Origin of the sequence: Acinetobacter sp. NEB 394 (assembly GCF_013374795.1) — a bacterium.
Taxonomy (GTDB): domain Bacteria; phylum Pseudomonadota; class Gammaproteobacteria; order Pseudomonadales; family Moraxellaceae; genus Acinetobacter; species Acinetobacter johnsonii.
In genome coordinates this window covers 1,160,253-1,185,697 of sequence record NZ_CP055277.1, presented here as the reverse complement: position 1 = coordinate 1,185,697, position 25,445 = coordinate 1,160,253, and the positions used below count along the sequence as shown (strand labels likewise).

Sequence of the window (25,445 nt, the reverse complement as noted above, 5' to 3'; positions counted from 1 at the left end):
AAACATCATCATGGTTCAAGGCTTTATCTCACATGGATGAAGAATAAAAATGCAGCATATTGAACAAGGAAACCTGAAAAAAGGTTTAAGTAATCGTCATATTCAGCTCATCGCCCTCGGTGGTTCTATCGGCACGGGGCTATTCCTCGGTATTTCACAAACCATCAAACTCGCAGGACCTTCTGTTATTTTAGGCTATGCCATCGCAGGCCTTATTGCCTTTCTTATGATGCGCCAACTCGGTGAAATGATTGTGCATGAACCCGTGAGTGGTTCTTTTAGTCATTTTGCTTATAAATACTGGGGCAAATTTGCGGGCTTTATGTCTGGCTGGAATTATTGGGTACTGAATATTTTAGTGTGTATGGCTGAACTCAGTGCTGTCGGCCTCTATATCCATTACTGGTGGCCTGATATTCCAACGTGGGTTTCTGCTTTGGGTTTCTTTATTTTCATTAATGTCATTAATTTACTGCACGTGAAATTATTTGGTGAAATGGAATTTTGGTTAGCCATTATTAAGGTCGTGGCAATTATTGCCATGATTGCTTTTGGGAGTTACTTGCTGGCTAGCGGTAGTGGTCATAGCCAGTCTAGCTTACAAAATTTATGGCAGCTCGGTGGCTTCTTCCCCAATGGTATTACAGGCTTAGTGATGGCTATGGCCATGATTATGTTTGCTTTCGGTGGAATTGAACTGGTGGGCATTGCAGCAGCAGAGACAGATAACCCTCAAAAAACCCTCCCAAAAGCCGTCAATCAAATTGTTTACCGTGTCTTATTGTTTTATATCTTAAGCTTAGTCGTGATTTTGTCGCTTTATCCATGGAATATGATGGCTGAAGGCGGTAGTCCTTTTGTATTGATTTTCGACTCGTTGGGCAGCCAAACCGTGGCCGCTGTTTTGAATTTTGTGGTTTTGACTGCAGCTGTTTCTGTCTATAACAGCACCAATTACTGTACCAGCCGAATGCTGCTTGGTCTGGCACAACAAGGCAATGCCCCAAAATTTTTAAGCAAAATTAATCCGCGTGGTATTCCTGTAAATGCCATTATGGTTTCAGCTTTCTTTACTTTAATATGTGTTCTGATTAACTATTTATTTCCTGAAAAAGCATTTAACTTACTCATGATGCTAGTCGTAGCGGCTATTGTGATTAACTGGGTCGTGATTTCTTATACACATTTAAAGTTTAAAAAAGCCATGAATCGCATGCAGGTAAAAACTCACTTTCCAAGTGTGGCCTATCCATTTACCAATTATTTATGTATTGCCTTCATGGCGAGTATTCTGCTCATTATGAGTCGTAGCCCAGATATGCAAATTGCAGTTCTCATGATTCCAGTCTGGATCGCGATTTTACTGACAGCTTACCTCTTTAAACGGAAGCAAGAAGATCATGTTGCGTTGCTTGAAAAAAGTAAAATCACCTCCTTACCAGAAGCGTAATATCGTATTTATCATATTAGGATGTATTCATGTTTCAACATATTGATGCCTATGCAGGTGACCCGATTCTTTCTCTGATGGAGGAATTCAGCAAAGATACGCGCCAGAATAAGGTCAATCTCAGTATCGGACTTTATTATAATGAAGATAATATCGTGCCGCAGCTACAGTCGGTTCAAAAAGCCTATACTCATTTAATTCCTGACTATGACAAAGTCCGAGTCTATTTGCCAATGGATGGACTCAAGAGCTTTAATCAGGCTGCGCAAGAACTGATTTTCGGTCAGGCGAGCCCTGCTCGTCAGCAAGGGCGTGTCGTCACCATTCAGACTTTGGGTGGTTCTGGTGCACTCAAAGTGGGTGCAGACTTCTTAAACAAATATTTTCCACAGTCCGAGATCTGGGTCAGTCAGCCGACGTGGGAAAACCATATTGCGATCTTTAATGGCGCGGGTGTTCAAACCCATTTCTACCCTTATTATGATGCGGACACCCATGCCGTAAATCTAACTGCGATGCTAGATACCTTAAAGCAGCTGCCTGCTCAAAGTATCGTACTACTGCATCCTTGCTGTCATAACCCGACAGGTGCAGATTTAGAACCTCATGAATGGGATCAAGTGATTGAGGTTCTAAAAGCAAATGACTTGATTCCTTTCTTGGACATGGCCTATCAAGGTTTTGGCCAAGGCTTGGAGCAAGATGCTTATGCTATCCATGCGCTAGATCAGTCTGGTATGAACTTTATTGTCAGCCATTCTTTTTCCAAGATTTTCTCCCTATATGGCGAGCGCGTTGGTAGCTTAAGCTTTGTCTGTGATGACGCAAACATTGCCCAAAATGTATTGGGTCAGCTTAAAGCGACAGTCCGCCGCATTTATTCTAGCCCAGCAGCCAACGGTGCGTTATTGGTGAGTCAGGTATTAAATGACACAGCGTTGTCTCAGCTATGGCAGTCTGAATTAGAAGAAATGCGTCAGCGCATTTTACTGATGCGTCGCTTACTTGAAGACAAACTCAGTCAAGCTTTACCAGATATGGACTTTAGCTATCTGACCCAGCAACAAGGCATGTTTAGTTATACAGGCTTAAGTGCAGAACAGGTCGATTTGCTGAAAGACGATTATGGTATTTATTTAGTCCGCAGCGGCCGTATGTGTACTGCTGGCCTGAATTTAAACAATATTGATTATGTGGCTGAGTCGATGGCGACTGTGCTTAAAGCGGCAAGTTCCGCTGAGTCTGTGCTTGCTTAAAATATATCATGTTCACTTAGGCTTCTCACTCTAGGGTTAGAAGCCTTTTTTATCGTTATTATTCGGAACTTGAATCAAGGCAACCTCAGTCTACGGGTTTCAGCTTAGCTGTCTATTTCATGCCCCCTTTCTTTTAGACAGCGCGGTAAAAAATCAAATATTTCGACTGTCTGCCACCACAACCCCATAAAAAATCCACCAGAGGGTGGATTTAAAACTTAATTCATCTTTTCAATGTAAGCGACGCTTTTATACGGCAGCAGCAGGATGAAATAAAGCATCGATCTGTCGCTGTACGCCAAGTACATAATCAATTGCTTGCTGTATTTGTCCTTCGGGTAACTGATCTTCTGTGCCAATACAAGTAATGACATGATCCAGTTGCTGCGTGAAATTAAAGACTGGAATACTAATCGCATTGATCCCAGCCATCATATCTCCTGTGACTGAGGCATAACCTTGACTCAGAATTTTCGCTTTCAGCTCTAAAAAATCTTCCCAATTTGCAGGATACTGCTCTGGTTTAGCGCTACTTTCCCATTCTTTTTCCAATAATGGCTTGATGATGTGCTCAGGCTGATAGCAGGCATGCAAGCGCCCTGTCGCAGATTTCAGCAGCGGCATGCGTGAACCGACTCGAGTAATAATATTAAAAACATGGTTAGATTCTAGAGACTGAACCACGACCGCACCATCGGCAAACCATTTACTCACATGAATACTGCAATTCAGACGTTGCTGAATGTCCTGAATATAACGCTGGCTTAATTCCAGCATATCTGTTCGTTTGAGTGCATTCACCCCAAAAGCATGTGCGCGCTCACCTAAACTATAACGCCCATCCGTTAATTGCTGAGCATAACCTTTACGAATCAAGCTCACCACATAACGGTGTACTTTGGCCGGATGCATGGATAAAACTTCGGACAGCTCTTTTAACATCATCGGTGCATTATGTGCGGTCAATGCATCCAATACGGTTAATCCAACTTCCAGAGACTGAACCCCTCCCTGTATTTTTTCTTCCTCAACACTCATCGCTTTACCCTGCATAGTTGCATTAGTTGTCATAACTCCATTGGTGAATTGTACTACTTAAATCAAAAATGTGAGCCATCTAAACCTGACTCTCTCATTCAGAGTAGTATAGCCTAACAATTTACACTATTCATAAATAAATTATTTATTGCGTAATTTTAAAATATAAGTATGATTCTATCTAGAACTTAAATTTTCCACGGAAAGGATCAATATCCATGAGCAAACGCTTGAAGTCATTTGTTGAAATTGCTGCACATTCAGATTTCCCACTAGAAAACCTGCCTTATGGCATTTTTAGTGAAAAACACAATTCGCAGGCCCGTGCTGGCGTAGCACTGGGAGAATGGGTGGTTGATCTGGCGGTACTGGAAGCGCATGGTTATTGCAAAGTAACAGATGGCAAACTGCTCTTTAATCAACCGACACTGAATATGTTTATTGAATCAGGTCAAGCCAATTGGTCTAAGGTCCGCGCAGAATTACAAGCTTTGTTGTCCGCAGATAATCCTGAACTTCGTGACAATCAGGCCCTGCGTGATCAAGTTTTCTTCAAACAATCAGACGTCAAAATGCATCTGCCGGTAGACATTTCAGGCTATACCGATTTCTATTCATCTAAAGAACATGCCACCAATGTCGGTTGCATGTTCCGTGACCCGAAAAATGCGCTGTTGCCCAACTGGTCAGAACTCCCTGTTGGTTATAATGGACGTGCCAGCTCAGTTATTGTGAGCGGCACTGACATTGTCCGTCCATCAGGACAAATCAAGCTGCCAGATTCAGAACGTCCTGTATTTTCTGCTTGTCGTAAACTCGACTTTGAACTGGAAACTGGCTTTATCGTAGGTAAATCAAGTCAGCTGGGTCAACCTGTTCCAATTGAAAACGCTTGGGATCATATTTTCGGTATGGTGCTGTTTAATGACTGGTCTGCTCGTGACTTGCAGCAATGGGAATATGTGCCACTTGGCCCGTTTAATGCCAAAACTTTTGCATCGTCTATTTCACCTTGGATTGTGACGCTGGAAGCACTTGAGCCATTTAAAACCAGTTCGCCTGAACAAGAGCCGAAACCTTTGGCTTATCTGCGTGAAGACAACAGCAGCAACAGCTATGACATTCATCTTTCGGTTGAAATTCAGCCTGAGAATAACGACCAGAGCAATGTGATCTGCAAAACCAACTTTAAATATATGTACTGGTCCATGGCTCAGCAGCTGACACATCATACGATTGCGGGCTGTAACTTGCAGGTCGGTGATTTGATGGGTTCAGGGACCATTTCAGGACCAACCCCAGATTCTTATGGTTCATTGCTCGAAATCACATGGAATGCCACCAAACCTTTAACGCTATCAAATGGCGAACAGCGTAACTTCATTCAAGACGGCGATACCGTCATTATGAAAGGCTATTGCGAAAAAGATGATTTGCGGATTGGTTTTGGTGAAGTCAGCGGCAAAATTCTGCCAGCAGTGGATTTTGGTTTTACCCAATAATTGCAGCCTAGGATGTTGCCCATGAAACTGTATACCTATTTTCGTAGTTCTGCGGCTTACCGAGTTCGTATTGGCCTGAATTTAAAAGGTCTGACTGCTGAACATGTCCCTGTGCACTTAGTCAATAATGGCGGTGAACAGCATAGTGAAAGCTACCGTCAGATCAATCCTAGTGAGCTGGTGCCAACATGGGCAGAGCAGGATTTTGCTCTGACTCAATCGCTAAGTATTCTTGAATATTTAGAAGAAAAATTCCCAGACATGGCCTTGCTCCCTCAAGACTTGCAGCAGCGTGCTTTGATCCGTGCATTTAGTTTGAGTATTGCCTGCGATATCCATCCACTCAACAACCTACGGGTACTTCAGTACCTAACGGGTACATTGGAAATAAGTGATGAGCAGAAAACAGCTTGGTATAAACACTGGATTTTAACGGGCTTTAAAGCCCTTGAAGCACAACTGGAACAGTCAAATGACAAATTCTGTTTTGGCAATCAGCCGACCCTAGCGGATTGCTGCCTGATTCCACAAGTCTATAACGCTCTACGTTTTAATCTTGATTTATCCGATTATCCAAAAATTTGTTCGATCTATACCCATTGCAACAGTTTAGAGGCCTTTCAACACGCTGCACCTGAAATGCAGCCTGAAGCTGCTTAAGTTTTTTATAAGGATATAAAAATGACCATTCAAATTGAAAAAATCCACCATGTGGCCTACCGTTGTAAAGATGCCAAAGAAACGGTGGAATGGTACAAAAAAAATCTAAATATGGATTTCATTCTCGCCTTTGCTGAAGACCATGTCCCCTCAACCAAAGCCTTTGATCCCTATATGCACCTATTCCTAGACGCAGGAAACGGTAATGTGCTGGCTTTCTTTGAACTACCAACCCAGCCTGAAATGGGTCGTGATGAAAACACCCCAAAATGGGTGCAGCACATTGCACTCAAAGTCAAAGACCGTCAGGCACTGATTGATGCTAAAGAACACCTAGAAGCCAATGGCATAGAGGTCTTGGGCATTACCAATCATGGTATTTTCCACTCAATTTATTTCTTTGATCCAAATGGCCATCGTTTGGAACTAGCCTATGACGATGAAAAAGCACCACAAAAAATTGCCATGATTACTGAACAAATGAAATATGACATGCTGGAAGAATGGAGCAAAACCAAACGCGCACCGCAGCATACGCATTTCCTACATGCAGATGAATTAAGCCATAACTCTCGTACCGCCAAAGTAGACGCCTAAGTCTGGCGGAAGTTGTGCTGATGGTGAATGCCTTAGAGGCAAGTTCAACGATGATAAAAAAACGCAAAGCAGCTTCGGCTGCTTTTCTGATTTCAATAGATAGGTTTTCTTATTTTAATTAGCTACTTAGAGTAGCTTAAATCTCCTATCAATCATCAATAATTGCTTTCCATTTGCTTCACGGCGAATTCTATTTCCGTCCTCCTCCGTATCGAATCAAATCGAATTGTTCATGCATGAAACCTGTCTATGCATCCCTTTAAACTTATACGTTTTAGCTAGTCAAGTAGGCAGCAATTTCATCAGCCGCAGCTCTTGCTGTTCTGGACACTCCAATTAAAGTCGCCGATGCCATGCCTGTCCACTCACCATAGCCAACCAACCATAAATTATTTACTTTCATTGAACGCCCATTATGGACAGCAACCGTTTGATCAGGTTCTACCACATCAAGACTTCTTAAATGATTCAGTGAAGCTTTGAACCCTGTACACCAAATCACAGCATCTACGGCTTGTGTTGTACCATCCGCCCAAACAACTGAATGTTCTTCAAATGCATTAAACGGTTCTCGGCTATGTAATACGCCACGTTCACGGGCCTCTTTGACACTATCTATCATGACAATATCACCCAGACCACCAACAGGCTGATTGATCACTTTACCTTCCTGTTGGGCTTTTAAACGCTCCGTTGCCCGAAGAAACAAGACCCGCCCATCAACATCATCCGATAAAAATTGAGGTGGTGTTACTGTGACCCAAGTGGTATCTGCAACTTTTGAGACTTCAGCAAGAATTTGTGCACCAGAGTTGCCACCTCCAACCACGATCACTTTTTTATTGATGAAAGGCTCTGGATTTACGTAATGAGCTGAATGTATTTGTATCCCTTCAAATCGCTCATGTCCTTCATAATGTGGAATATAAGGTTGACTCCATGTACCTGTTGCACTGACCACAGCCTTTGCCCGCCAATATTGATCTCCAGCATACACATCTAAGCGCTCCTCTTTTTGTTCAATATGATCGACATGGACTGGCCGAATGGTCGGAAATTGATAGCGTTGCTCGTATGCCAACAAATACTCAATCACTTCATTTCGCGTTGGGTAGGTGTGTTCTGTTGTTGGCATCATCCAACCCGATAACGAACTCCATGTATGCGGTGAAAAAAGGCGTAGCGACTGCCAAGCATGCAGCCATGCTCCACCTGCCTGCGTTTGATCATCTAAAATCACAAATGGCACTTTTTTACGTTTGAGGAAATAAGCTGTAGCAAGTGCCGACTGACCACCACCAATAATGACTACATCGACTTCTGCTTGTAGTTGTGCCAAAGCCACTCTCCCATTTGCTATAGTTAAGCCATATTCAAAATTAAAAAGCCCAGTCTATTCAACAAACTGAGCGAATTTTAAAAATTGATCAAATCTGTAATTGGGCTTTTCAATTGCTCAAGCTGCTTTTCAACATCTTTGATCATCTAACATTTATAAGCTACGTTGATTGACACGCTTAGATAATTCTTCTGCCGACTCTTTTCGCTCTGAATAACGGTCCGTGAGGTACTGACTCTGCCCACGCGTCAGTAGCGTGAATTTATACAGCTCCTCCATAACATCGACAATTCGATCATAGAAGGATGAAGGTTTCATCCTGCCATCTTCTTCAAACTCTAAAAAAGCTTTGGGAATAGACGATTGGTTTGGAATGGTGATCATGCGCATCCAACGGCCTAAAATACGCATCTGGTTTAAGCTGTTAAAAGATTGCGAACCACCACTGACCTGCATCAAAGCTAAGGTCTTACCTTGCGTTGCACGAATTGCACCGCCTGCCAATGGTATCCAGTCAATTTGCGATTTGAAAATTGAACTCATTGAGCCATGACGCTCAGGCGAGCACCACACCATTCCTTCTGCCCAAGCGAGTAAATCATGCAACTCTTTAACCTTTGGATGTTCAGTGTCCGCATCTTCAGGTAAAGGCAGCCCTTTAGGATGAAAGATTTTAACTTCTGCACCAAACTGCTCTAAGATACGACCAGCTTCCATCACCGCCAATCGGCTGTATGAACGCTCACGGTTAGAACCATAGAGCAGTAAAATACGGGGTGGATGATCTAGCGCTTTGGCCTGTACCTTTTCTAAAGTCGGTTGATCCAAAAGATTCATATCTACATTTGGGAGAGTCATAGAAATTACACCTCTGCTTTAAAAAACTTTTTTCTGAGCCACAAAGACACACTGACTAAAGCAATTAACACTGGTACTTCAACCAATGGGCCGATTACCGTGGTAAACGCCACAGGTGAAGCTAAACCAAAAGTTGCAATCGCTACAGCAAGTGCCAATTCAAAGTTATTTCCCGCAGCAGTAAAAGAAATGGCTGTGGTTTTAGCATAGTCATTCCCCATCCACTTGCTCATAAAGAAGCTGATGAAGAACATCACGATAAAGTAAATGGTCAATGGAATGGCAATACGCAAGACATCGAGTGGTAAGCTCACCACATCATTCCCTTTCAGGCTAAACATCGCCACAATCGTGAATAATAAAGCCAACAAACTCAGTGGACTGATCTTAGGTAAGAAGACATTTTGATACCAATCCAGACCTTTAGCTTTCACTAGAGTGAATCGCGTCATAAAGCCAAGGAAAAATGGAATCCCTAAGTACACCAGTACCGCATGGGTAATCGTCCAGAAATCGACATTGATCACTTGCCCTGCAACACCAAAATAAGGTGGTAAGAAGGTCAAGAACAACCAAGCATAGGTACTGAAAAATAAAATTTGGAAGATACTGTTAAAGGCCACCAATGCAGCAACATATTGGTTATCCCCACAGGCCAAACCGTTCCACACCAAGACCATTGCAATACAACGAGCTAGTCCTATCAGGATTAAGCCAGTCATATACTCTGGATAGCTATGTAGAAAAATAATGGCTAATGCAAACATTAATACTGGTGCTATCACCCAGTTCTGTACCAAAGACAAAGCTAAAGTTTTTTTGTCTTTAAACACTTGTGGTAGCGCTGCATAGTCCACTTTTGCCAAAGGTGGATACATCATCAAAATCAAACCGATTGCAATCGGGATATTGACGGAATCCACACTCATTTTATCCAATGCCACTGAGGCTTGTGGAAAGAACACACCGATCGCAATTCCCAACCCCATCGCGATGAAAATCCATAGAGTGAGGTTACGATCTAAAAATGACAGTCTTTGTTGAGCCATGATGTTCTCATTCAATATCTGAGATGTGATTGATTGCAGCAATCAATTCAGGACGAGACATGTGCGCTGTATCCAGTGCAAATAACGCATCTAAACGACGATTGATATGGTCTACAGTCACTTGGAATGCTTTGAGCTTCTCTTCTTTCGGCAAGTCTAAATGCGAAGGATCAGCCAAGCCCCAATGTGCCTTGATTGCTCCACCTAAATACAGTGGACACGCTTCTTGCGCAGCCGAATCACAAACCGTAATCACTACGTCAGGTTGATATTGTTCACAATCATCAATGGTTTTACTCCACAAACCATCTGTTGAAAGACCTAGATTTTCTAAAGTTTCTATGGTCAGTGGATGTACTTGCCCTGATGGCTTACTACCTGCACTGTATGCTTTCCAACCCTCTGGGGCACGACTATTAAACAGCACTTCTGACAGGATGCTACGGCAACTATTTCCAGTACACAAAAAAAGGAATTTCATATTGTTCTACTCGCAATAACTATTGATTTGTTGAAATGATGGAGCAACTTTTGGCTGTAAATCAGCATTTTTAAGGGTATTAAGTACGTCTATACACCAAGTAGGTAAATTGGGATTGAGACTGTAATAGACCCATTGTCCTTGACGTCGATCTTGTAAAAGACCAGAAGAGCGTAATAAGGCTAAATGCCGTGAAATCTTGGGTTGGCTGAGTTGTAGTTTTTCAGTCAAATCACAAACACACTGTTCATTATTTCCAAGAACCAACATGACGATGTTGAATCGCGTTTCATCAGCCAAACATTTAAAGAAATTGATTTGATCCATACTTTCACCTACTCAAACCTCTGGATATAGCAATACTTACAGATACCCAGTACATATTTATTTTAATCGCTGCCCATTTGCATCCAACACTTGTTCACCGTCTTCTTTACTAAAAGCACCCTTTTGTGGGAGTGGCAGAATTTCTAAAACCAATTCTGACGGACGACTTAAACGAGTTCCTAATTCAGTGACTACGAATGGACGGTTAATCAAAATTGGATGCTGCAGCATAAAATCTAAAAGCTGTTCATCCATCCAATCATCACGTTCTAGCTCTAGATCATGATAAGCATCAACATTCTTACGAATCGCTTCTCTCACCGTTAAACCTGCATCCGCGATCATTTGAATCAGTTCATTTTTAGATGGAGGTGTTACAAGGTACTCAATCACTTCAGGTTCAATATTGGTATTACGAATTAATGCCAATGTATTACGTGATGTACCACATTCAGGGTTGTGATAAATCTTAACTTTTGGAGTAGCAGACATTTGCTCAAACTCAATTGAATCTTTATATATGCTTATATATGAATAATCATATATATGCAACTCCATATTTAAAGAATATAAAATGATCTTTTTTGAATATATAGTGATCGAATGAGCGTGTTAAAATTAGATAAAACCCAAGATTTAGAGGTCAAGCTATGGAAACAGTCATGATTACTTTGATCTTAGTGATTATTTTGATTTTACTAGGGCTTGTTGACATTTACTGTTCATAATTAACCCTATAAAGGTAGCCATAAAAATATACAGGCTAAAGCAACAGAACTTTGATAATTTCTTTTGAGCTTGTCATATCGAGTAGCTATTCCTCTAAATTGCTTTAATCTACAAAACATATTTTCAACTAAATGCCTGATTTTATATAAATACCAGTCCATATGGTCATTGTTAGATTGGCTATTCATTTTCTTTGGTATATTCGCTTTAGTCCCTGTTTTCCTGATCTGTTCACGCAGTGGTTCTGAATCATAGCCTTTATCTGCGCATACCACTTTTGTCTCTTTTAAATCTAATGTTGATATTAAATCAGGTGCAACTTTAACATCATGTGTGGTTCCATCGGTAATCATGAAATCAATAGGATTGCCATGTGCATCAACAATCAAATGTATTTTTGAGGAGTTTCCTCCTACACTTTTAGAAATAGATTGATTCGCTATGCCGGCAGAATGTTGATGAGCACGTACATGAGAGCCATCAATAAAAATCCACTCCATATCGGGGCATGAGGCTAGTAATTTGAATAATCTAAGTAACTTACCGCTGCTTGACCAACGATTAAAACGTTTGAAAATAGAGTTTGAATGACCAAAACAACAAGGAATATCTCGCCACGGACAGCCTGTTCTAATTCTATAGAGAATAGCTTCAATAAAATTGCGTAAATTTGAGTTGTGGTGAATGGATAAATTACGCAGAATAACTTTCAACTTTTGCCAGTGTTGATCTGTCAGCATGGTACGAGGCATAGCGAATAGTAAAATTGGGTTTGGCGATTTGATTTTACTACTTCGCTATTTTTTTAAGCTAAAAGTGTCAACACACCCTAGTCATATTTTATAACAAGTAAAAATAAACTATGGCTTTTGGGTCTATGAATAGACTCAGTAATGCCCCCCAATTAATCGGTAAAAAGGTAAGATAGCTTTTTGCTCTCTTCTTAGCTTAGGAATTTCTGAATTATAGCCCATAAAATCAGCAACGCCCTCTAACGCTGTCATACAGCGTTAGAGGGATAATGATCTCAAGATTGTATTGCTTCGGCTGTCTATTTTGCCGTATTAGGCACCATCACCAGCCCAAACCATATCCACTTTTTTAAGCATAACTTAATGCACTGGCTAAATCACCAGTACCCTTCAAGTCAGACACCTGTCCGTCCAAAGGCTGACTAAATTCGATACGCTGAATCTTTGCTGCCCGCTCTGCGGAGAACACTGGGATTTGACTCATCGCAAATTCAGACAGTGCGGTAATGGTCAGTGAGGGATTCACACCTAAATTTCCAGGTACAATCGAACCATCTAATACGCGTAAATTTTGATAACCAAAGACTTGACCTGTGAAGTCCACAACGCCATTCGACTTATCATTGCCCATCGCGACACCACTCATAATATGTGCTGTCGTTGGCGTTCCCAGTAAAATTTCGGTAAGTGCAGAACCTGATTCTCCACCCAACTTTTGTGCAATCATTTTAGTGGCTTCTTCTGCCGCAGGGAATGAAACGGTGAGTGGCGTGTCCCCTTCTTTTTGCACAGCAGTGATACTATTTTTGAACAGTCGATACCACTTTCTACGCCATTCAAAATGAATGAATGCTTCAGACTTTTGCATTACCAATAAAATGATCGAATCTTTGGCTTTACCCTTATAACGCAGTACTTTAAAGGTTTTTAAGGGATGTATTAAAGTGTTTAGCACAAACTTCATAAAGCGCATAAAGCCCTGACCGGTCACCATCGGCACGTATGGAATATAAATCCATGAAGCATCCGCACCTTCAGGGAAACGTGTGACCTCGATATTGGTATCTGCATCGACTGAAATAAAGGAGCTGATTGCCACACCATCATCCAGTTTTTTACCAGTATTGTTCACTGTGGTCAGGGTTTCCGAGTTCGTCCGAACTTCCTGTCCCAGCAATGAAGAAATATTGGGTAAAGTTTTATGCTGATCACGCATTTTTAACAACATCGGTACAGTGCCCATTACACCCGCAGATAACACCACCCCACGACTGCGCAAACTATACTGACGAACTTGTTTCCCAAGGGTTTCTTTGACTATTACTTCGTAACCTGCGCTACCATCTTCATTCAGTGGTGTAATTTTCACCACTTCAGAACTTGGACGAATTTCAACGCCATTACGTTCAGCAAAATACAAGTAATTTTTCATGAGGGTATTTTTGGCATTACTGCGACACCCCAACATACAAGCGCCACAATAAATACAGGAGTTACGATCTGGCCCCTCTCCATTAAAATACGGGTCTTTCGCTAATTGACCTTCCTGACCAGCTGCTTGCGAAAAGAATACCCCTGTGTTGACCGTTTTAAAAGAGTCTGCATATCCAATTTCACTCGCAACTTCTTTTAACGTGTCATCTGCAATATTGGTATAAGTATTATTCGCTGTACCCAACATACGTTGAGCGAGACCATAAAACGGTTTTAAGGTTTCTTTCCAGTCTTTACGAATCTTGGTCCACGCCTCGGACTCAAAAACCGCATCAGGTGGAATTAAGTGTACATTGGCATAAATTTGTGAGCCCCCACCAACGCCTACCCCGTGCAAAATGGTGGTTTTACTGGTGAAAGTAAATTGCATCGTACCTCTGAATCCCAGTTCAGGACGCCACAAATAGTTTTTGGTGTCTAAATTGGTGGTTGGAAAATCCTTATCTTCACGGCGTAAGCCTTTCTCCAAAATCAGGACTTTATAGCCTTTTTCACTAAGGCGTAAAGCACTGACCGATCCACCAAAGCCTGAGCCAATCACAATTTGATCATAATCAAAATCTATTTTATTCATCCTATTAACTCCTTTAATAGTTTTATTTTTCTGTTTTTAAATTTAAGCGCTTATGACTTCATCCGAATCAATAAATTCAACAGCCAATTGGCAAATTTTCCGTAAGGCGGCGCGAGAAACTTCAAGCTCGAAAAACCCGCCTGATAAAACACAGGACGCATTTTGGAAAAAGTCAAAAAGCCTTCATAGCCATGATAATGCCCCATCCCGCTGGCACCGACCCCACCAAATGGCAAGTCATGCTGCCCGACATGAAATAAGGCATCATTGACCGAAACCCCGCCCGACATAACTCGGCTGATATAAAATTCGACTAGGCTTTTGTTATTACTAAATGGATAAAAGGCCAATGGACGATCACGCTGCACAATATAGTCAACAACATCTTCAGGCTTTTGGTAGGTTTTGACCATCAAGATCGGGCCAAAGGTTTCACGCGTATCAATTTCCATCTCATCATTACTGTTCAACACCAAAGTCAGTGGAAATTTTCGTGTCGCAGCATCAGGCTCTTGCTGATTTAAATTAATTAAACTAGCCCCTTTGGCTTCAGCATCTGCCAAGCTATGTACTAAGCGCTGAAATGCACGCTCATCAATCACAGAAGTATAATCTTTGCTATGAATATCAGGCACATGTTCCTGCACCCAAACTGATGCCGCTTGAATAAACGCTTGTAACCTCGACTCATGTACAAATAAATAATCGACATTGGTACAAATTTGTCCCGCATTAAACTGTTTCACAAACATAATGCGTTCTACAGCTTTCTCAATAGGGTATTCAGGGTCAATCACCGCAGGAGATTTACCACCCAGTTCCAGAGTCACAGGGGTTAAGTTTTGTGCTGCAGCAGCCATGACTTTACGCCCTGTCGCACCAGAACCAGTAAACATCAGGTGGTCAAACGGCAATTTTGAAAATGCGATACCCACTTCACCAGTCTCATCGAAAATCTGTAATTTTTCCGCTTTAAAATATTTGGGGCTTAACTCAATCAGCAATTCAGCCAAATGTCTTGAATTTTCAGACATTTTAACCATAGCCGTATTTCCCGCAGCAAACACGGCCGACAACTGTGAAAACATCAAATTGATGGGAAAATTCCACGGCACAATAATTCCAATCACCCCCAGTGGCTGAGGAATTACGCGGTTCTTCGCACCAAAATACAAGCTATGATCGACATGTCTTTTTTGTACTTTAGTCCACTGTTTCAAGTGTTTGATGCTGCCGTTAATATCATCTGTGACCGTAATAATTTCTGCCAGTAAGGTTTCATGACGTGAACGATTGCCATAATCTCGATTCAGGGCTTCAATAATTGCTTCACGGTGATCGTTAATCAGTGCTTTTAAATTCAGTAAATGTTGCTTACGTTGCGCAATCGTTTCAATGCCTTGTTGATGAAAGCTTTTGCGCTGCAATTGAAAACAATCGTGTAATGTCTGTTCTATCACTGTTTGCTCGATATGAGGCTGAACCGTAAGTTGCATATGCTTTTCCTTTCACGGCTAAAAATGGTGATTCAATACTTCTTTTCTATGTTGATTGAGACAATCTCTTATCCTACTTTAACAAATGACTTGAATTATGCTTGACTTTTTAGGACACTAAATTGATCTTTTAGGACAACACGGAATGTTGTAATGGGAAGTTATATTCGTGCAGCCAGCCTCGGCGGTTTTGAAGACTTAGTCCGTAGTTATGGCGTAAACCCTATAGAAATCTTGAAAGAGATCGGGATTTTACCTGCTTTACTCCGTGATCCAGATTCATTTATTCATTATGATCATTATTTAAATTTATTGGAAAAAGCGGCCTTAGCTTGTCAGGATGATTGCTTCGGTTTAAAACTCGGTGCACTCCAAAATATTAGCACAATCGGTTTGATTGGCGTCTATATGTCCCGACAAATGACCATACTTGAAGCCTTAAGCGTGGCGCAAAAATATGTCTATTTACATGCTGAAGGCATTGTCTTCCACGTCTCGCAGCATAATGCTCTACTCTGTAAGTTGAACTTTGTTCGATTAAGTGAATACAACACCGATGTACCACAAAAATCACAACTGGCCATTTGCCTTGTCGCGAATATTTTAAAAGATTTGATTGGCCCGCAGTGGCATGCAGAAAAAATTTGCTTCAAGCAAAAAGCACCACAAAAAGGTGCTCAAACTTTCCAAGCACATTTTTCATGTCAGGTAGAGTTTGAAACCGATGAAGATGCACTTTATTTTCCTGCAAGCTTTTTAAGCTATAAACCCTATAACTTTAATGAAGATGCCATCAATCAGCTGATCGTACAGCAGCTTGAAACACAAAGCAGCACCAAAACTGAAGACAATACCGCACTGATAGAGAGTTCAGTCCGCATGCTGATGGCGACAGGAGACTGCAGCATTGAAAATATCGCGCTGTGTATGGGCATGCATCCGAAAAAGCTTCAGCGCGCTTTAAAAATGCAAGGAACAACCTATCGAGATATACTCGAAAATGTCCGAAAAAAAGAAGCACTGCGTATGCTTGATGCAGGCAATGTGAATTTGACGGATATTGCTCTACAGTTGGGCTATGCAGAGTTATCTATTTTTAGTCGCAACTTTAAAAGTTGGTTTGGCGTTCCTCCAACCGAGTTAAGAGACAAAAGTCGAAGCCATATTGTATGACTTCTGGTTTTGCTACTTTGTTCAATAATGAGCATACCTCTGAGTTTCAAGATCAAACCAAATGGCAATATTTCCACGATTAATGAGAACTCGGTTATATGAGGAGCAATTGCTTGTACGGTCAATTTTAGGTGCTGGCTTCTTCATTCGGAAATTATATTGCTAAAGATGGCTTTAAGAATAGGTTTGTACAACAAAGCCCATCCTTCTAATCATTTATGGTTCACAGTAGAGCGATAGCGAACTAAAACTCTAAATTTTTTAATAAATTATGCTTTTAACGGTATAACAAAACGATAACTTATTTAAGCCAAGATAGAGTGCTGATTACACCGCTTAATGACCACCTGTCTTCATTCATCTATATTTAAAACTAAAGATTTTTGTTCTTAACATTTGATTCAAATCTATATGTTTTTTATAACACAACGCAATATAACCGCAACAATTATCATTGCTGCTGTAGACAATATTAATCATGTAAAAAACAATAACTTGGTTTTCTAAATAAAAATAATCGATAAATGATCTACAAAATATAATTTTGTATTATAAAACAGCAAAGAAAAACAGTGATACGCATCGCAAAAAAGGATTTATGTTCAAGCTTAATTGGGTGATTTTCAATCAAAAAATAAATTTTATATTTCAAGTTATATATTTATATTTTTCATTAACTTAAATTATATAAATGTGTTTTTTTAGTATAAAAACTCTATTATGATTATTTTTTGAACTGATTAGTTATATCTAGAGTATTTACTCTTATTTTAATTGTGATATTTTTGTCACATGGAGTAACAAATGGTCTCGGTGAATACAAGCCGAAATCATCCTAGATGAAAGCTTAAAGCATCAACAAAAACTGTCATAAAAGACTTTATAGCCCAAGGGAAATGTATAATGAAATTAAAAGCACTAAGCACAGCAATGATTTTAGCAACTGTACCAATGACGGGGGCATTTGCCGCTGCTCTAGATCGTTCAGGTCAGTCAATCTCTGCATTCTTGCAACCTGGTAATTACTTTGAAGCAGGTATTTCTGTATTAGATCCAGATGTATCTGGGAAGGCTATTTCAACTGCTGGTGGCGGCAATCTTTCTGACGTGGGAGATGATTACTACTTCCCCTCAGCTGCTCTTAAATTACAAGTAACAGACCACTTCTCATTTGGTTTGATCTATGACCAACCATTTGGTGCTGATGCTGCATACTCAACAAGTGACCCACTTGTTGGTCTCAATACAGGTTTGTTCCACTTAAACGGTGAAGCAACTGAAGTAGAAGTTGACACTCAAAGTTTGTCTATGATTTTTGGTTTCCAGCCAAATGAAAATTTCAACATTTATGCTGGTCCTGTTTATCAAACAATTAAAGGTAATGTTCAATTACGTGGTGCGGCATATGGTTCAGCTAACGGCCTTGGCTTATATAATGCTGATTTAGATGAAGATGGTGCAGTTGGCTGGTTAGCTGGCTTTGCTTATCAAATTCCTGAAATTGCTTTAAAAACATCTATCACTTATCGCTCTGAAATTGACCACAAAGCATCTGCTCGCGAATATGGTCAAAGTAACGTATTAGCATTTGTTGGCAGTAGCCCTGTTTACGATGTAGCAACAGATGCAAATATTACAACTCCCCAATCTGTTAACCTTGATTTCCAAACAGGGATCATGGCAAATACAGTTGCCTTTGCAAATGTACGTTGGGTGAATTGGAAAGACTTTTCTATTGACCTAAAACAATTCGGAACTGTTGCAGATACTCTAGGTGCGCTAGGCCAGACTCCAGACAACCCAAATGGCTTTGATATTGTTGGTTATACTGATGACCAATGGTCAGCAAACGTAGGTGTAGGCCGTAAATTTAATGATCTATGGGCAGGTAATGTCTCAGTAGGTTGGGATTCTGGTGCAGGTAATCCTATATCAACGCTTGGCCCAACTGAAGGTTACTGGAATGTTGGCTTAGGACTTCAATATAGTCCAACACCTGCAACCTTTATCGCTGGTGGTGTTAAATACTTCTGGTTAGGCGATGCAAAAGCGCAAGTCGCATCTAACTTTGGATCAGATACTTATGTTGCAGAATTTAATGACAATGATGCTTTAGCTTATGGCTTAAAAATCGGTTACAAGTTCTAATTACTAATACTGAAAAAACCATCTGCAAAGATGGTTTTTTCATTTTCAACAATGACACCTACGCTCTTTTTTATACACTTGTGATTCATTTGAGCAATAAACAAACACTTAAACATTTTGCATAATATTCAATCAGCCACTCAGCATCTAAAAATAAATCCATATAAATCATAAAATTAATATTTTTTTTTAGTGTTTTTACTCTACACAAGTATATTTTTTAACTTTTCAGTTCATTTTACAACCGTAGTTGAGCATTTACTCTTTTTGTATTTATGTTACTTTTCGTGCCAATCACTTACATAAAGCTACAACAAGGAATGTTCCCTATGAAGCTTACAGCTCTTCGCTCGGCTATTTTGCTCAGCTTAATCCCAACAACTTCTGTCATAGCTGGCGGTCTAGATCGATCTGGGCAATCAATGTCTGCTTTTTTTCAATCGGGCAACTATGCTGAAGCTGGTTTTACAGTAATTGATCCAACTGTAGAAGGTACCTCTACAGTTGTTAAAGATGAAAAAATCAGTGATATGGGAGGTGATTACTACTTCCCTTCTGCAGCGATTAAAATACAGGCAACCGATAATATTTCACTAGGATTATTATATGATCAGCCTTTCGGTGCTGATGCAACCTACTCATCAACAGCAGGTACATTTGGTAATGGTATGGAAGGAACGTCTGTTGAAGTTGATACTCATAATCTAACTGCGCTGATTGGTTACCAACCCAACCAAAACTGGAATTTTTATGCAGGCCCCGTATATCAAACAGTTGAAGGAAAAGTTTCATTACGTGGCGCCGCATACGGTGGTACTCGTCTATTAGGTGGCTACGACATAGATCTCAAAGAAGATGATGCTTTCGGTTGGATTGCAGGTGCCGCATACTCTATTCCTGAAATTGCACTTAGAGCTGCTATCACTTATCGCTCTGAAATTAAACATGAACTTGATACTTCAGAAACATTTGCCCTAGGTGCTGTTGTTCGTCCCAACTCAAACACAGAAGTTGTTACACCTCAGTCTGTAAACATTGATTTGCAATCAGGTGTCGCTAAAGATACCTTAGCTTTTGCAAATATTCGCTGGGTACATTGGGATCAATTTGCAGTTAAGCCAACATATTTAGCTGCTGCAACACAAGCTGCAAGAGGTAAAGCACAAAATCTAATCGACTATTCAGATGATCAGTGGTCTATTACAACAGGTCTTTCTCATAAGTTTAATGATAAATGGGCTGGTTCAGCTTCTGTTGGTTATGACTCTGGAGCAGGTAACCCTGTTACGACACTTGGCCCTGTAGAAGGAAACTGGAGTATTGGATTAGGCGCTCAATATAGCCCTGCACAAAGCTATTTCATTGCTGCTGGCGTACGTTACCTATGGTTAGGTGATGCAGATGCACAAACAGGTGGGAATGTTGTTGGTAGCTTTGAAGATAACAGTGCCCTTGCATATGGTATGAAAATTGGCTATCGCTTTTAATTAATCAATGTTAACTAACATTGAAATTCAATAAAAAATGGCACTAATGGCGCCATTTTTTATTATTTTAAAATCAATATATTAAGCTGGAATATCACGAACTGAGGCATTACGAATTGCCTCTTTTAAAGCTTCATAACCATGAATTGCAGGGAATTGTGGGAATTCTTTAATCACATTTTCTGGTGCATCAAATAAGAAACCATGATCCGCTTCACCTAGCATCGTGGTGTCGTTATATGAATCACCTGCAGCAATCACACGGAAATTCAAACCGTGTAAGGCTTTAACAGCTTGACGTTTTTGGTCTGGTTGACGCAATTTATACGCGGTAATCATGCCATTTTCATCTGTTTCTAGTTTATGGCAGAAAATGGTTGGCCAGCCCAATTGCTTCATCAACGGGTGTGCAAACTCATAGAAAGTGTCTGACAAAATAATCAGCTGAAAATGTGTACGTAACCATTCAACAAATTCTTTTGCGCCTGGAAATGGGCCCATCTCAGCAATGACTTCTTGAATATCATTTAAGCCTAAACCATGTTCTTTTAATATATTCAAACGCTGCGTCATGAGCACATCATAATCAGGAATATCACGTGTGGTTGCTTCAAGCGCTTTAATGCCTGTTTTTTTAGCAAAGTTAATCCAAATCTCTGGAACTAACACCCCTTCTAGATCAAGACAAACAACTTCCATGAATACTCCCTTTTATTTACGTGGAAAAATTTTGAACTATCATAGCTTAATATTTGTCTAATGCATTGCTGTTTTTTAAATCTATTTTTTTCATAAGCATTTATTTTTTAGTGATAAGTGGCTTATTTCAACTCTATTAAAATACGCAGCAAATAACGTAATATAGGTCTTGTTAGATTCCAAGCCTATTGCCAGGATACTTATGACAACCATTCCAACTATTGATCTTGTTGATGCTCTCGCAGCTGAATATGCAGACAAATCACCAAGTGAAATTTTAGCACTTGCACTGAATCAAACGGGTGAAATTGCCATCTCGTTTTCAGGTGCAGAAGATGTCGTACTTATTGATATGGCTGCTAACTTAGGTAAACCTTTTCGTGTCTTTAGCTTAGACACAGGACGTTTACATGCAGAAACCTATCAATTTATCGAAACTGTGCGTAAACACTACAACATTAATATCGAAATTTGCTTCCCAGAAGCAGATGCCGTTCAACAACTGATCAATGAAAAAGGTTTATTCAGCTTTTATCAAGATGATCATAAAGAGTGTTGTGGTATCCGTAAAGTTCAGCCTTTACGTAAAAAATTAGCGACTTTAGATGGTTGGATTACGGGTCAACGTAAAGACCAAAGCCCAGGCACACGAACTGAGATTCCAGTTATTCAAGCAGATGCAGGCTTTTCAGGCGAAGGTAAACAGTTAATTAAATACAATCCTCTTGCCAACTGGTCCAGTGCCGATGTGTGGAGCTACATTCGCATGATGGAAGTACCTTATAATCCATTGCATGAGCGCGGTTTTATTTCTATTGGCTGTGAACCATGTACGCGTCCAGTGTTACCAAACCAACATGAACGTGAAGGACGTTGGTGGTGGGAGGAAGCGACACACAAAGAATGTGGCCTACATGTAGGTAATTTGAAAAAGTAAAGATCAAAACCACTGCAAAGCAGTGGTTTTTCGCAACCAATGGATACACACAAAGCGCTCCCATTGTTAAAAAAAATCGATATACTAGATTTAGTTCTATAATTCTAACAAGATTGCTCATATAGGAGCGGTCAGATATTGCAGGGAGGCAATCCAGACTATGCGACCATTACATCCGATTGACTTTATTTTTTTATCGCTTGAAAAACGGCAACAACCCATGCATGTGGGTGGATTATTCTTATTCCAAATCCCTGAAAATGCACCTGCCAGCTTCATTCAAAATTTAGTTGCAGATATTCGTAACTCCAAATCCATTCCTATTCCTCCATTTAACAACAAACTCAACGGTTTATTTTGGGATGAAGATGAAGAGTTTGATCTTGATCACCATTTTCGTCATATCGCACTCCCACAACCGGGGCGTATTCTTGAACTGCTCACCTATATTTCACAAGAACACAGTAGTTTAATTGACCGTGCTAAACCGTTATGGACGTGTCATATCATTGAAGGGATTGAAGGGAATCGTTTTGCGATGTACTTCAAAATTCACCATGCGATGGTGGATGGTATCGCGGGTATGCGTTTGGTGGAAAAATCATTATCACAAGATCCAAACGCAAAGAGTATTGTGCCACCATGGTGTGTTGAAGGCCCTCGTGCGAAGCGTTTAAAAGAACCGAATGTTAGTCGCTTTAAGAAAATAATGAATGGCGTAATGGGCCAGCTTGAGTCAACACCACGTGTCATGTATGAGTTGTCACAAACAGTCATGAAAGATATGGGACGTAACCCTGATTATGTTTCAAGCTTCCAAGCACCCAGCTCTATTCTGAACCAGCGGGTTAGTTCCTCCCGCCGTTTTGCAGCACAGTCTTTTGAGTTTGACCGTTTACGTCATATTTCTAAAAGTTTGGGTGTCACGATTAATGACATCGTACTGGCGATTTGTTCAGGTGCCTTGCGTGAATATTTATTGTCCCAAGACGCACTTCCTAAAAAGCCTTTAATAGCCATGGTGCCTGCATCAGTTCGCGATGATGATTCGTCTATGTCCAATCGTATCACCATGATTCTGGCAAATTTAGGCACGCATAAAGAAGATCCACTAGAGCGCCTCGCAATTGTTCGTCGTAGTGTGCAAAATGCCAAAGAAAAGTTCAAACGCATGAACTCAAATCAAATTCTAAACTATAGTGCGTTTGTTTATAGTGCGGCTGGTCTCAACATTGCCTCAGGCTTACTGCCTAAGCGCCAAGCATTTAATCTGGTGATTTCAAATGTTCCTGGCCCACGTGAACCATTGTATTGGAACGGGGCACGACTCGATGCGCTATACCCTGCCTCAATCATTTTGGATGGTCAGGCACTCAACATCACTATGACCAGTTATTTAGATAAACTTGAAGTGGGTTTGACGGCTTGTCGAAATGCACTGCCGAAGATGCAGAATCTACTCACGCACTTAGAAGAAGAGATTCAACGCTTTGAAGCGATTGTGGGGGGTTGAAAACCCAAAGTTGCAAGCGGTCAGTTGATGCCGCAAAACGAATCAGAAATACAAGAATAATCAATAAAACTAAGGGGCTTCGATAAGCCCCTTAGTTTTTAATGCTACGACATTGTTTTAATAATTGATGACACGCAGTACGAATCATGGCAGTTGTAATTTGTACTTCTTTACCCTGATCATCTACGATATACGCATTATGCGTTACTTTCGTATCTAATAAATGTTTCAAACTAGGTTGAATAATTGCTTCTCTAACACCCATATCACACCTCATTTGCTAAACCTATTTGAGAGAATAAGCTTTGGCTATTTCCGTGTTTCTAGTATTAAAAATCTAAGATCGAAAGTAAAATTTCAGTTGTAACAACTATTTAACCATATATTGTTACAATTTCAGCTCAGAATGATATCGTATTGCTCTTGCGTATATAAATTTTCCACCTGAAATTTAATCACACGACCAATGAAATGCTCTAAATCCGCGACTGCTGGTGCTTCTGCGGTTAACAAGCGGTCAATCACGGATGGATGCGCAACGACAGTAAAGCCAGTCTGAGATTGATACGCACGTGTATATCTCATGATTTCTCGAAAGATTTCGTAACATACAGACTCAGCTGTTTTCACATAACCCCGTCCCTGACAGGTCGGACAAGATTCACATAATAAGTGCTCTAATGATTCACGCGTACGTTTACGCGTCATTTCAACCAAACCTAATTCAGAAACCTGCGTAATTTTGGTTTTTGCATGGTCCTGCTCAAGCATCCGTTCAAACTGAGTCATGACCTCAGTTCGATGCTCCTGCTCTTGCATGTCAATAAAGTCGATAATAATAATACCGCCTAAATTGCGTAGTCTCAGCTGGCGCGCAATGACCTGTGTCGCTTCCATATTGGTTTTAAACACTGTGTCTTCTAAAGAGCGACCACCCACATATGACCCTGTATTGACATCGATAGTCGTCATAGCTTCAGTCTGGTCTATCATCAAATAACCGCCAGACTTCAACGCAACACGCGTCTGCAATGCTCTTTGAATGTCTTCTTCGACATTATACAAATCAAAAATTGGGCGCTCACCCGGATAATGAATGAGGCGTTCTTTAATATTCGGGACAAATTCTTCTACGAACTCTTGGAGCTTGCCATGAATTTCACGTGAGTCGACTGAAATTTTAGCGGTCTTTTCACTCGCAAGATCGCGAATAATACGCTGGGGTAAAGGCAGTTCTTCAAAAATTAATGATGGCACCGCTATACTGATTTGCTTGCGCTGAATAAATTCCCAAAGTTTTGCCAAATAAGCCATATCTTGTGCAATAGCAGCTTCCGCAATCCCATCAGCGGCGGTACGAACAATCACTGAACCCGGAAGTTTATGTTCCGCTTGAATACGCTCAATCATCGAACGTAAACGATCACGTTCAGCTTCAGACTCAATGCGTTGAGACACACCCGTATGATTGCCATAAGGCATCATCACTAAGTAGCGCGAAGGAATGGAAAGGTCGGTTGAAAGCCGAGCCCCTTTGGTTCCCAGCATATCTTTCATGACTTGAACGGTAAGAATTTGCCCCGGCTGTAAGAGCTCAAAAACATTGGGGGTGGGTTGATTACGTGACCAAACCATATCATTAATATGTAAAAAAGCAGTTCGTGACAGCCCAATATCGACAAAAGCAGCCTGCATTCCCGGAAGAACACGCACCACTTTACCTTTATAAATATTGCCCACCAAACCACGTTTCGCCGTACGCTCAATAAATAATTCATTGACCGTGCCGTTTTCAATTAACGCGACGCGACATTCCATAGGCGTGACGTTAATTAATAACTCATCAGACATAACAAACTCAAAACATTATAAAAAATCTTTTGAGA

The 25,445-nt window shown here is 40.6% G+C and carries 23 protein-coding genes and 1 pseudogene; 10 read left to right on the top strand and 14 right to left on the bottom strand.

The genetic code is table 11. The annotated features are described in order from the left end of the window. Window positions 1-49 precede the first annotated feature (49 nt). Entirely contained in the window at window positions 50-1,450 is a 1,401-nt protein-coding gene (locus HUK62_RS05570; protein WP_004981288.1) for an amino acid permease, read from the top strand. Between the two features lie 29 nt (window positions 1,451-1,479). Continuing rightward, complete coding sequence (locus HUK62_RS05565) at window positions 1,480-2,706, top strand: amino acid aminotransferase (protein ID WP_176537310.1); 1,227 nt, start codon at window positions 1,480-1,482, stop codon at window positions 2,704-2,706. A gap of 249 nt (window positions 2,707-2,955) precedes the next feature. On the opposite strand, the gene HUK62_RS05560 is transcribed toward HUK62_RS05565, so the two are convergent. Continuing rightward, window positions 2,956-3,777, bottom strand: coding sequence for an IclR family transcriptional regulator (locus HUK62_RS05560; protein WP_176537309.1), 822 nt, complete (start codon window positions 3,775-3,777; stop codon window positions 2,956-2,958). A gap of 185 nt (window positions 3,778-3,962) precedes the next feature. On the opposite strand from HUK62_RS05560, the gene fahA reads away from it, so the two are divergent. Genes fahA through HUK62_RS05545 form a run of 3 tightly spaced genes read left to right on the top strand, consistent with a single transcriptional unit; the run spans window position 3,963 to window position 6,503 of the window. Further along, entirely contained in the window at window positions 3,963-5,246 is a 1,284-nt protein-coding gene (gene fahA, locus HUK62_RS05555; RefSeq protein ID WP_176537308.1) for a fumarylacetoacetase, read from the top strand. Between the two features lie 21 nt (window positions 5,247-5,267). Beyond that, complete coding sequence (gene maiA, locus HUK62_RS05550) at window positions 5,268-5,906, top strand: maleylacetoacetate isomerase (RefSeq protein WP_151836913.1); 639 nt, start codon at window positions 5,268-5,270, stop codon at window positions 5,904-5,906. Between the two features lie 21 nt (window positions 5,907-5,927). Then, a complete protein-coding gene (locus tag HUK62_RS05545; RefSeq protein ID WP_005005954.1) occupies window positions 5,928-6,503 on the top strand; it encodes a VOC family protein in 576 nt (191 codons plus the stop codon). 274 nt (window positions 6,504-6,777) lie between these two features. Here HUK62_RS05545 and HUK62_RS05540 read toward each other — a convergent pair whose 3' ends face one another. From HUK62_RS05540 to HUK62_RS05500, 9 genes are all read right to left on the bottom strand, one after another. Then, window positions 6,778-7,842 carry an ArsO family NAD(P)H-dependent flavin-containing monooxygenase gene (locus HUK62_RS05540; RefSeq protein WP_176537307.1) on the bottom strand — a complete coding sequence of 355 codons (1,065 nt, stop codon included), beginning with the start codon at window positions 7,840-7,842 and terminating at the stop codon, window positions 6,778-6,780. A gap of 153 nt (window positions 7,843-7,995) precedes the next feature. After that, entirely contained in the window at window positions 7,996-8,700 is a 705-nt protein-coding gene (arsH, locus tag HUK62_RS05535) for an arsenical resistance protein ArsH (protein WP_134244452.1), read from the bottom strand. A gap of 5 nt (window positions 8,701-8,705) precedes the next feature. Beyond that, window positions 8,706-9,749, bottom strand: a complete 1,044-nt coding sequence (arsB, locus tag HUK62_RS05530; RefSeq protein ID WP_176537306.1) for an ACR3 family arsenite efflux transporter — start codon at window positions 9,747-9,749, stop codon at window positions 8,706-8,708. Window positions 9,750-9,756: 7 nt separating this feature from the next. Then, a complete protein-coding gene (locus tag HUK62_RS05525) occupies window positions 9,757-10,230 on the bottom strand; it encodes an arsenate reductase ArsC (RefSeq protein ID WP_176537305.1) in 474 nt (157 codons plus the stop codon). A 6-nt stretch (window positions 10,231-10,236) separates the two neighbouring features. Beyond that, complete coding sequence (locus HUK62_RS05520) at window positions 10,237-10,557, bottom strand: metalloregulator ArsR/SmtB family transcription factor (protein ID WP_004981310.1); 321 nt, start codon at window positions 10,555-10,557, stop codon at window positions 10,237-10,239. A 57-nt stretch (window positions 10,558-10,614) separates the two neighbouring features. Continuing rightward, on the bottom strand, window positions 10,615-11,049 hold the full coding sequence (arsC, locus tag HUK62_RS05515) for an arsenate reductase (glutaredoxin) (RefSeq protein ID WP_176537304.1): 435 nt from the start codon (window positions 11,047-11,049) through the stop codon (window positions 10,615-10,617). Between the two features lie 242 nt (window positions 11,050-11,291). Further along, window positions 11,292-12,038, bottom strand: a complete 747-nt coding sequence (locus HUK62_RS05510) for an IS5-like element ISAba31 family transposase (RefSeq protein ID WP_176537303.1) — start codon at window positions 12,036-12,038, stop codon at window positions 11,292-11,294. Window positions 12,039-12,387: 349 nt separating this feature from the next. Then, complete coding sequence (locus HUK62_RS05505; RefSeq protein WP_176537302.1) at window positions 12,388-14,106, bottom strand: GMC family oxidoreductase; 1,719 nt, start codon at window positions 14,104-14,106, stop codon at window positions 12,388-12,390. A 50-nt stretch (window positions 14,107-14,156) separates the two neighbouring features. Further along, entirely contained in the window at window positions 14,157-15,602 is a 1,446-nt protein-coding gene (locus HUK62_RS05500) for a coniferyl aldehyde dehydrogenase (RefSeq protein ID WP_005399985.1), read from the bottom strand. Window positions 15,603-15,755: 153 nt separating this feature from the next. Here HUK62_RS05500 and HUK62_RS05495 point away from each other — a divergent pair, with 153 nt between their 5' ends. Continuing rightward, complete coding sequence (locus HUK62_RS05495) at window positions 15,756-16,775, top strand: AraC family transcriptional regulator (RefSeq protein WP_176537301.1); 1,020 nt, start codon at window positions 15,756-15,758, stop codon at window positions 16,773-16,775. A gap of 30 nt (window positions 16,776-16,805) precedes the next feature. Here the strand turns inward: HUK62_RS05495 and HUK62_RS05490 are convergent. Then, window positions 16,806-16,922, bottom strand: a pseudogene (locus HUK62_RS05490) (IS5/IS1182 family transposase); the annotation flags it as partial. Between the two features lie 756 nt (window positions 16,923-17,678). Here HUK62_RS05490 and HUK62_RS05485 point away from each other — a divergent pair. Further along, window positions 17,679-18,923 (top strand): outer membrane protein transport protein, encoded by a 1,245-nt coding sequence (locus HUK62_RS05485; RefSeq protein ID WP_125281562.1) that lies wholly within the window; start codon window positions 17,679-17,681, stop codon window positions 18,921-18,923. A gap of 329 nt (window positions 18,924-19,252) precedes the next feature. Further along, the gene (locus tag HUK62_RS05480; protein WP_176537300.1) at window positions 19,253-20,410 is read left to right on the top strand and encodes an outer membrane protein transport protein; all 1,158 of its coding nucleotides are present in this window, start codon (window positions 19,253-19,255) and stop codon (window positions 20,408-20,410) included. Window positions 20,411-20,491: 81 nt separating this feature from the next. Here the strand turns inward: HUK62_RS05480 and thrH are convergent, their stop codons facing one another. Beyond that, entirely contained in the window at window positions 20,492-21,109 is a 618-nt protein-coding gene (gene thrH / locus HUK62_RS05475; RefSeq protein ID WP_176537299.1) for a bifunctional phosphoserine phosphatase/homoserine phosphotransferase ThrH, read from the bottom strand. A gap of 202 nt (window positions 21,110-21,311) precedes the next feature. Between thrH and HUK62_RS05470 the strand changes: the two genes are divergently transcribed. Further along, window positions 21,312-22,046, top strand: a complete 735-nt coding sequence (locus HUK62_RS05470) for a phosphoadenylyl-sulfate reductase (protein ID WP_176537298.1) — start codon at window positions 21,312-21,314, stop codon at window positions 22,044-22,046. A 160-nt stretch (window positions 22,047-22,206) separates the two neighbouring features. Continuing rightward, complete coding sequence (locus HUK62_RS05465) at window positions 22,207-23,559, top strand: wax ester/triacylglycerol synthase family O-acyltransferase (RefSeq protein WP_176537297.1); 1,353 nt, start codon at window positions 22,207-22,209, stop codon at window positions 23,557-23,559. A gap of 91 nt (window positions 23,560-23,650) precedes the next feature. On the opposite strand, the gene HUK62_RS05460 is transcribed toward HUK62_RS05465, so the two are convergent. Both HUK62_RS05460 and rng read right to left on the bottom strand, forming a co-directional pair. Further along, a complete protein-coding gene (locus HUK62_RS05460; RefSeq protein WP_004981331.1) occupies window positions 23,651-23,824 on the bottom strand; it encodes a PA1571 family protein in 174 nt (57 codons plus the stop codon). Window positions 23,825-23,955: 131 nt separating this feature from the next. After that, the gene (rng, locus tag HUK62_RS05455; RefSeq protein ID WP_176537296.1) at window positions 23,956-25,410 is read right to left on the bottom strand and encodes a ribonuclease G; all 1,455 of its coding nucleotides are present in this window, start codon (window positions 25,408-25,410) and stop codon (window positions 23,956-23,958) included. Window positions 25,411-25,445: the final 35 nt, after the last annotated feature.

Bases quoted from the DNA above. Each gene is read 5' to 3' on its own strand.
- HUK62_RS05570 (WP_004981288.1), top strand. From the start codon at position 50: ATGCAGCATATTGAACAAGGAAACCTGAAAAAAGGTTTAAGTAATCGT.
- HUK62_RS05565 (WP_176537310.1), top strand. From the start codon at position 1,480: ATGTTTCAACATATTGATGCCTATGCAGGTGACCCGATTCTTTCTCTG.
- HUK62_RS05560 (WP_176537309.1), bottom strand. From the start codon at position 3,777: ATGACAACTAATGCAACTATGCAGGGTAAAGCGATGAGTGTTGAGGAA.
- fahA (WP_176537308.1), top strand. From the start codon at position 3,963: ATGAGCAAACGCTTGAAGTCATTTGTTGAAATTGCTGCACATTCAGAT.
- maiA (WP_151836913.1), top strand. From the start codon at position 5,268: ATGAAACTGTATACCTATTTTCGTAGTTCTGCGGCTTACCGAGTTCGT.
- HUK62_RS05545 (WP_005005954.1), top strand. From the start codon at position 5,928: ATGACCATTCAAATTGAAAAAATCCACCATGTGGCCTACCGTTGTAAA.
- arsH (WP_134244452.1), bottom strand. From the start codon at position 8,700: ATGACTCTCCCAAATGTAGATATGAATCTTTTGGATCAACCGACTTTA.
- arsB (WP_176537306.1), bottom strand. From the start codon at position 9,749: ATGGCTCAACAAAGACTGTCATTTTTAGATCGTAACCTCACTCTATGG.
- HUK62_RS05525 (WP_176537305.1), bottom strand. From the start codon at position 10,230: ATGAAATTCCTTTTTTTGTGTACTGGAAATAGTTGCCGTAGCATCCTG.
- HUK62_RS05520 (WP_004981310.1), bottom strand. From the start codon at position 10,557: ATGGATCAAATCAATTTCTTTAAATGTTTGGCTGATGAAACGCGATTC.
- arsC (WP_176537304.1), bottom strand. From the start codon at position 11,049: ATGTCTGCTACTCCAAAAGTTAAGATTTATCACAACCCTGAATGTGGT.
- HUK62_RS05510 (WP_176537303.1), bottom strand. From the start codon at position 12,038: ATGCCTCGTACCATGCTGACAGATCAACACTGGCAAAAGTTGAAAGTT.
- HUK62_RS05505 (WP_176537302.1), bottom strand. From the start codon at position 14,106: ATGAATAAAATAGATTTTGATTATGATCAAATTGTGATTGGCTCAGGC.
- HUK62_RS05500 (WP_005399985.1), bottom strand. From the start codon at position 15,602: ATGCAACTTACGGTTCAGCCTCATATCGAGCAAACAGTGATAGAACAG.
- HUK62_RS05495 (WP_176537301.1), top strand. From the start codon at position 15,756: ATGGGAAGTTATATTCGTGCAGCCAGCCTCGGCGGTTTTGAAGACTTA.
- HUK62_RS05485 (WP_125281562.1), top strand. From the start codon at position 17,679: ATGAAATTAAAAGCACTAAGCACAGCAATGATTTTAGCAACTGTACCA.
- HUK62_RS05480 (WP_176537300.1), top strand. From the start codon at position 19,253: ATGAAGCTTACAGCTCTTCGCTCGGCTATTTTGCTCAGCTTAATCCCA.
- thrH (WP_176537299.1), bottom strand. From the start codon at position 21,109: ATGGAAGTTGTTTGTCTTGATCTAGAAGGGGTGTTAGTTCCAGAGATT.
- HUK62_RS05470 (WP_176537298.1), top strand. From the start codon at position 21,312: ATGACAACCATTCCAACTATTGATCTTGTTGATGCTCTCGCAGCTGAA.
- HUK62_RS05465 (WP_176537297.1), top strand. From the start codon at position 22,207: ATGCGACCATTACATCCGATTGACTTTATTTTTTTATCGCTTGAAAAA.
- HUK62_RS05460 (WP_004981331.1), bottom strand. From the start codon at position 23,824: ATGGGTGTTAGAGAAGCAATTATTCAACCTAGTTTGAAACATTTATTA.
- rng (WP_176537296.1), bottom strand. From the start codon at position 25,410: ATGTCTGATGAGTTATTAATTAACGTCACGCCTATGGAATGTCGCGTC.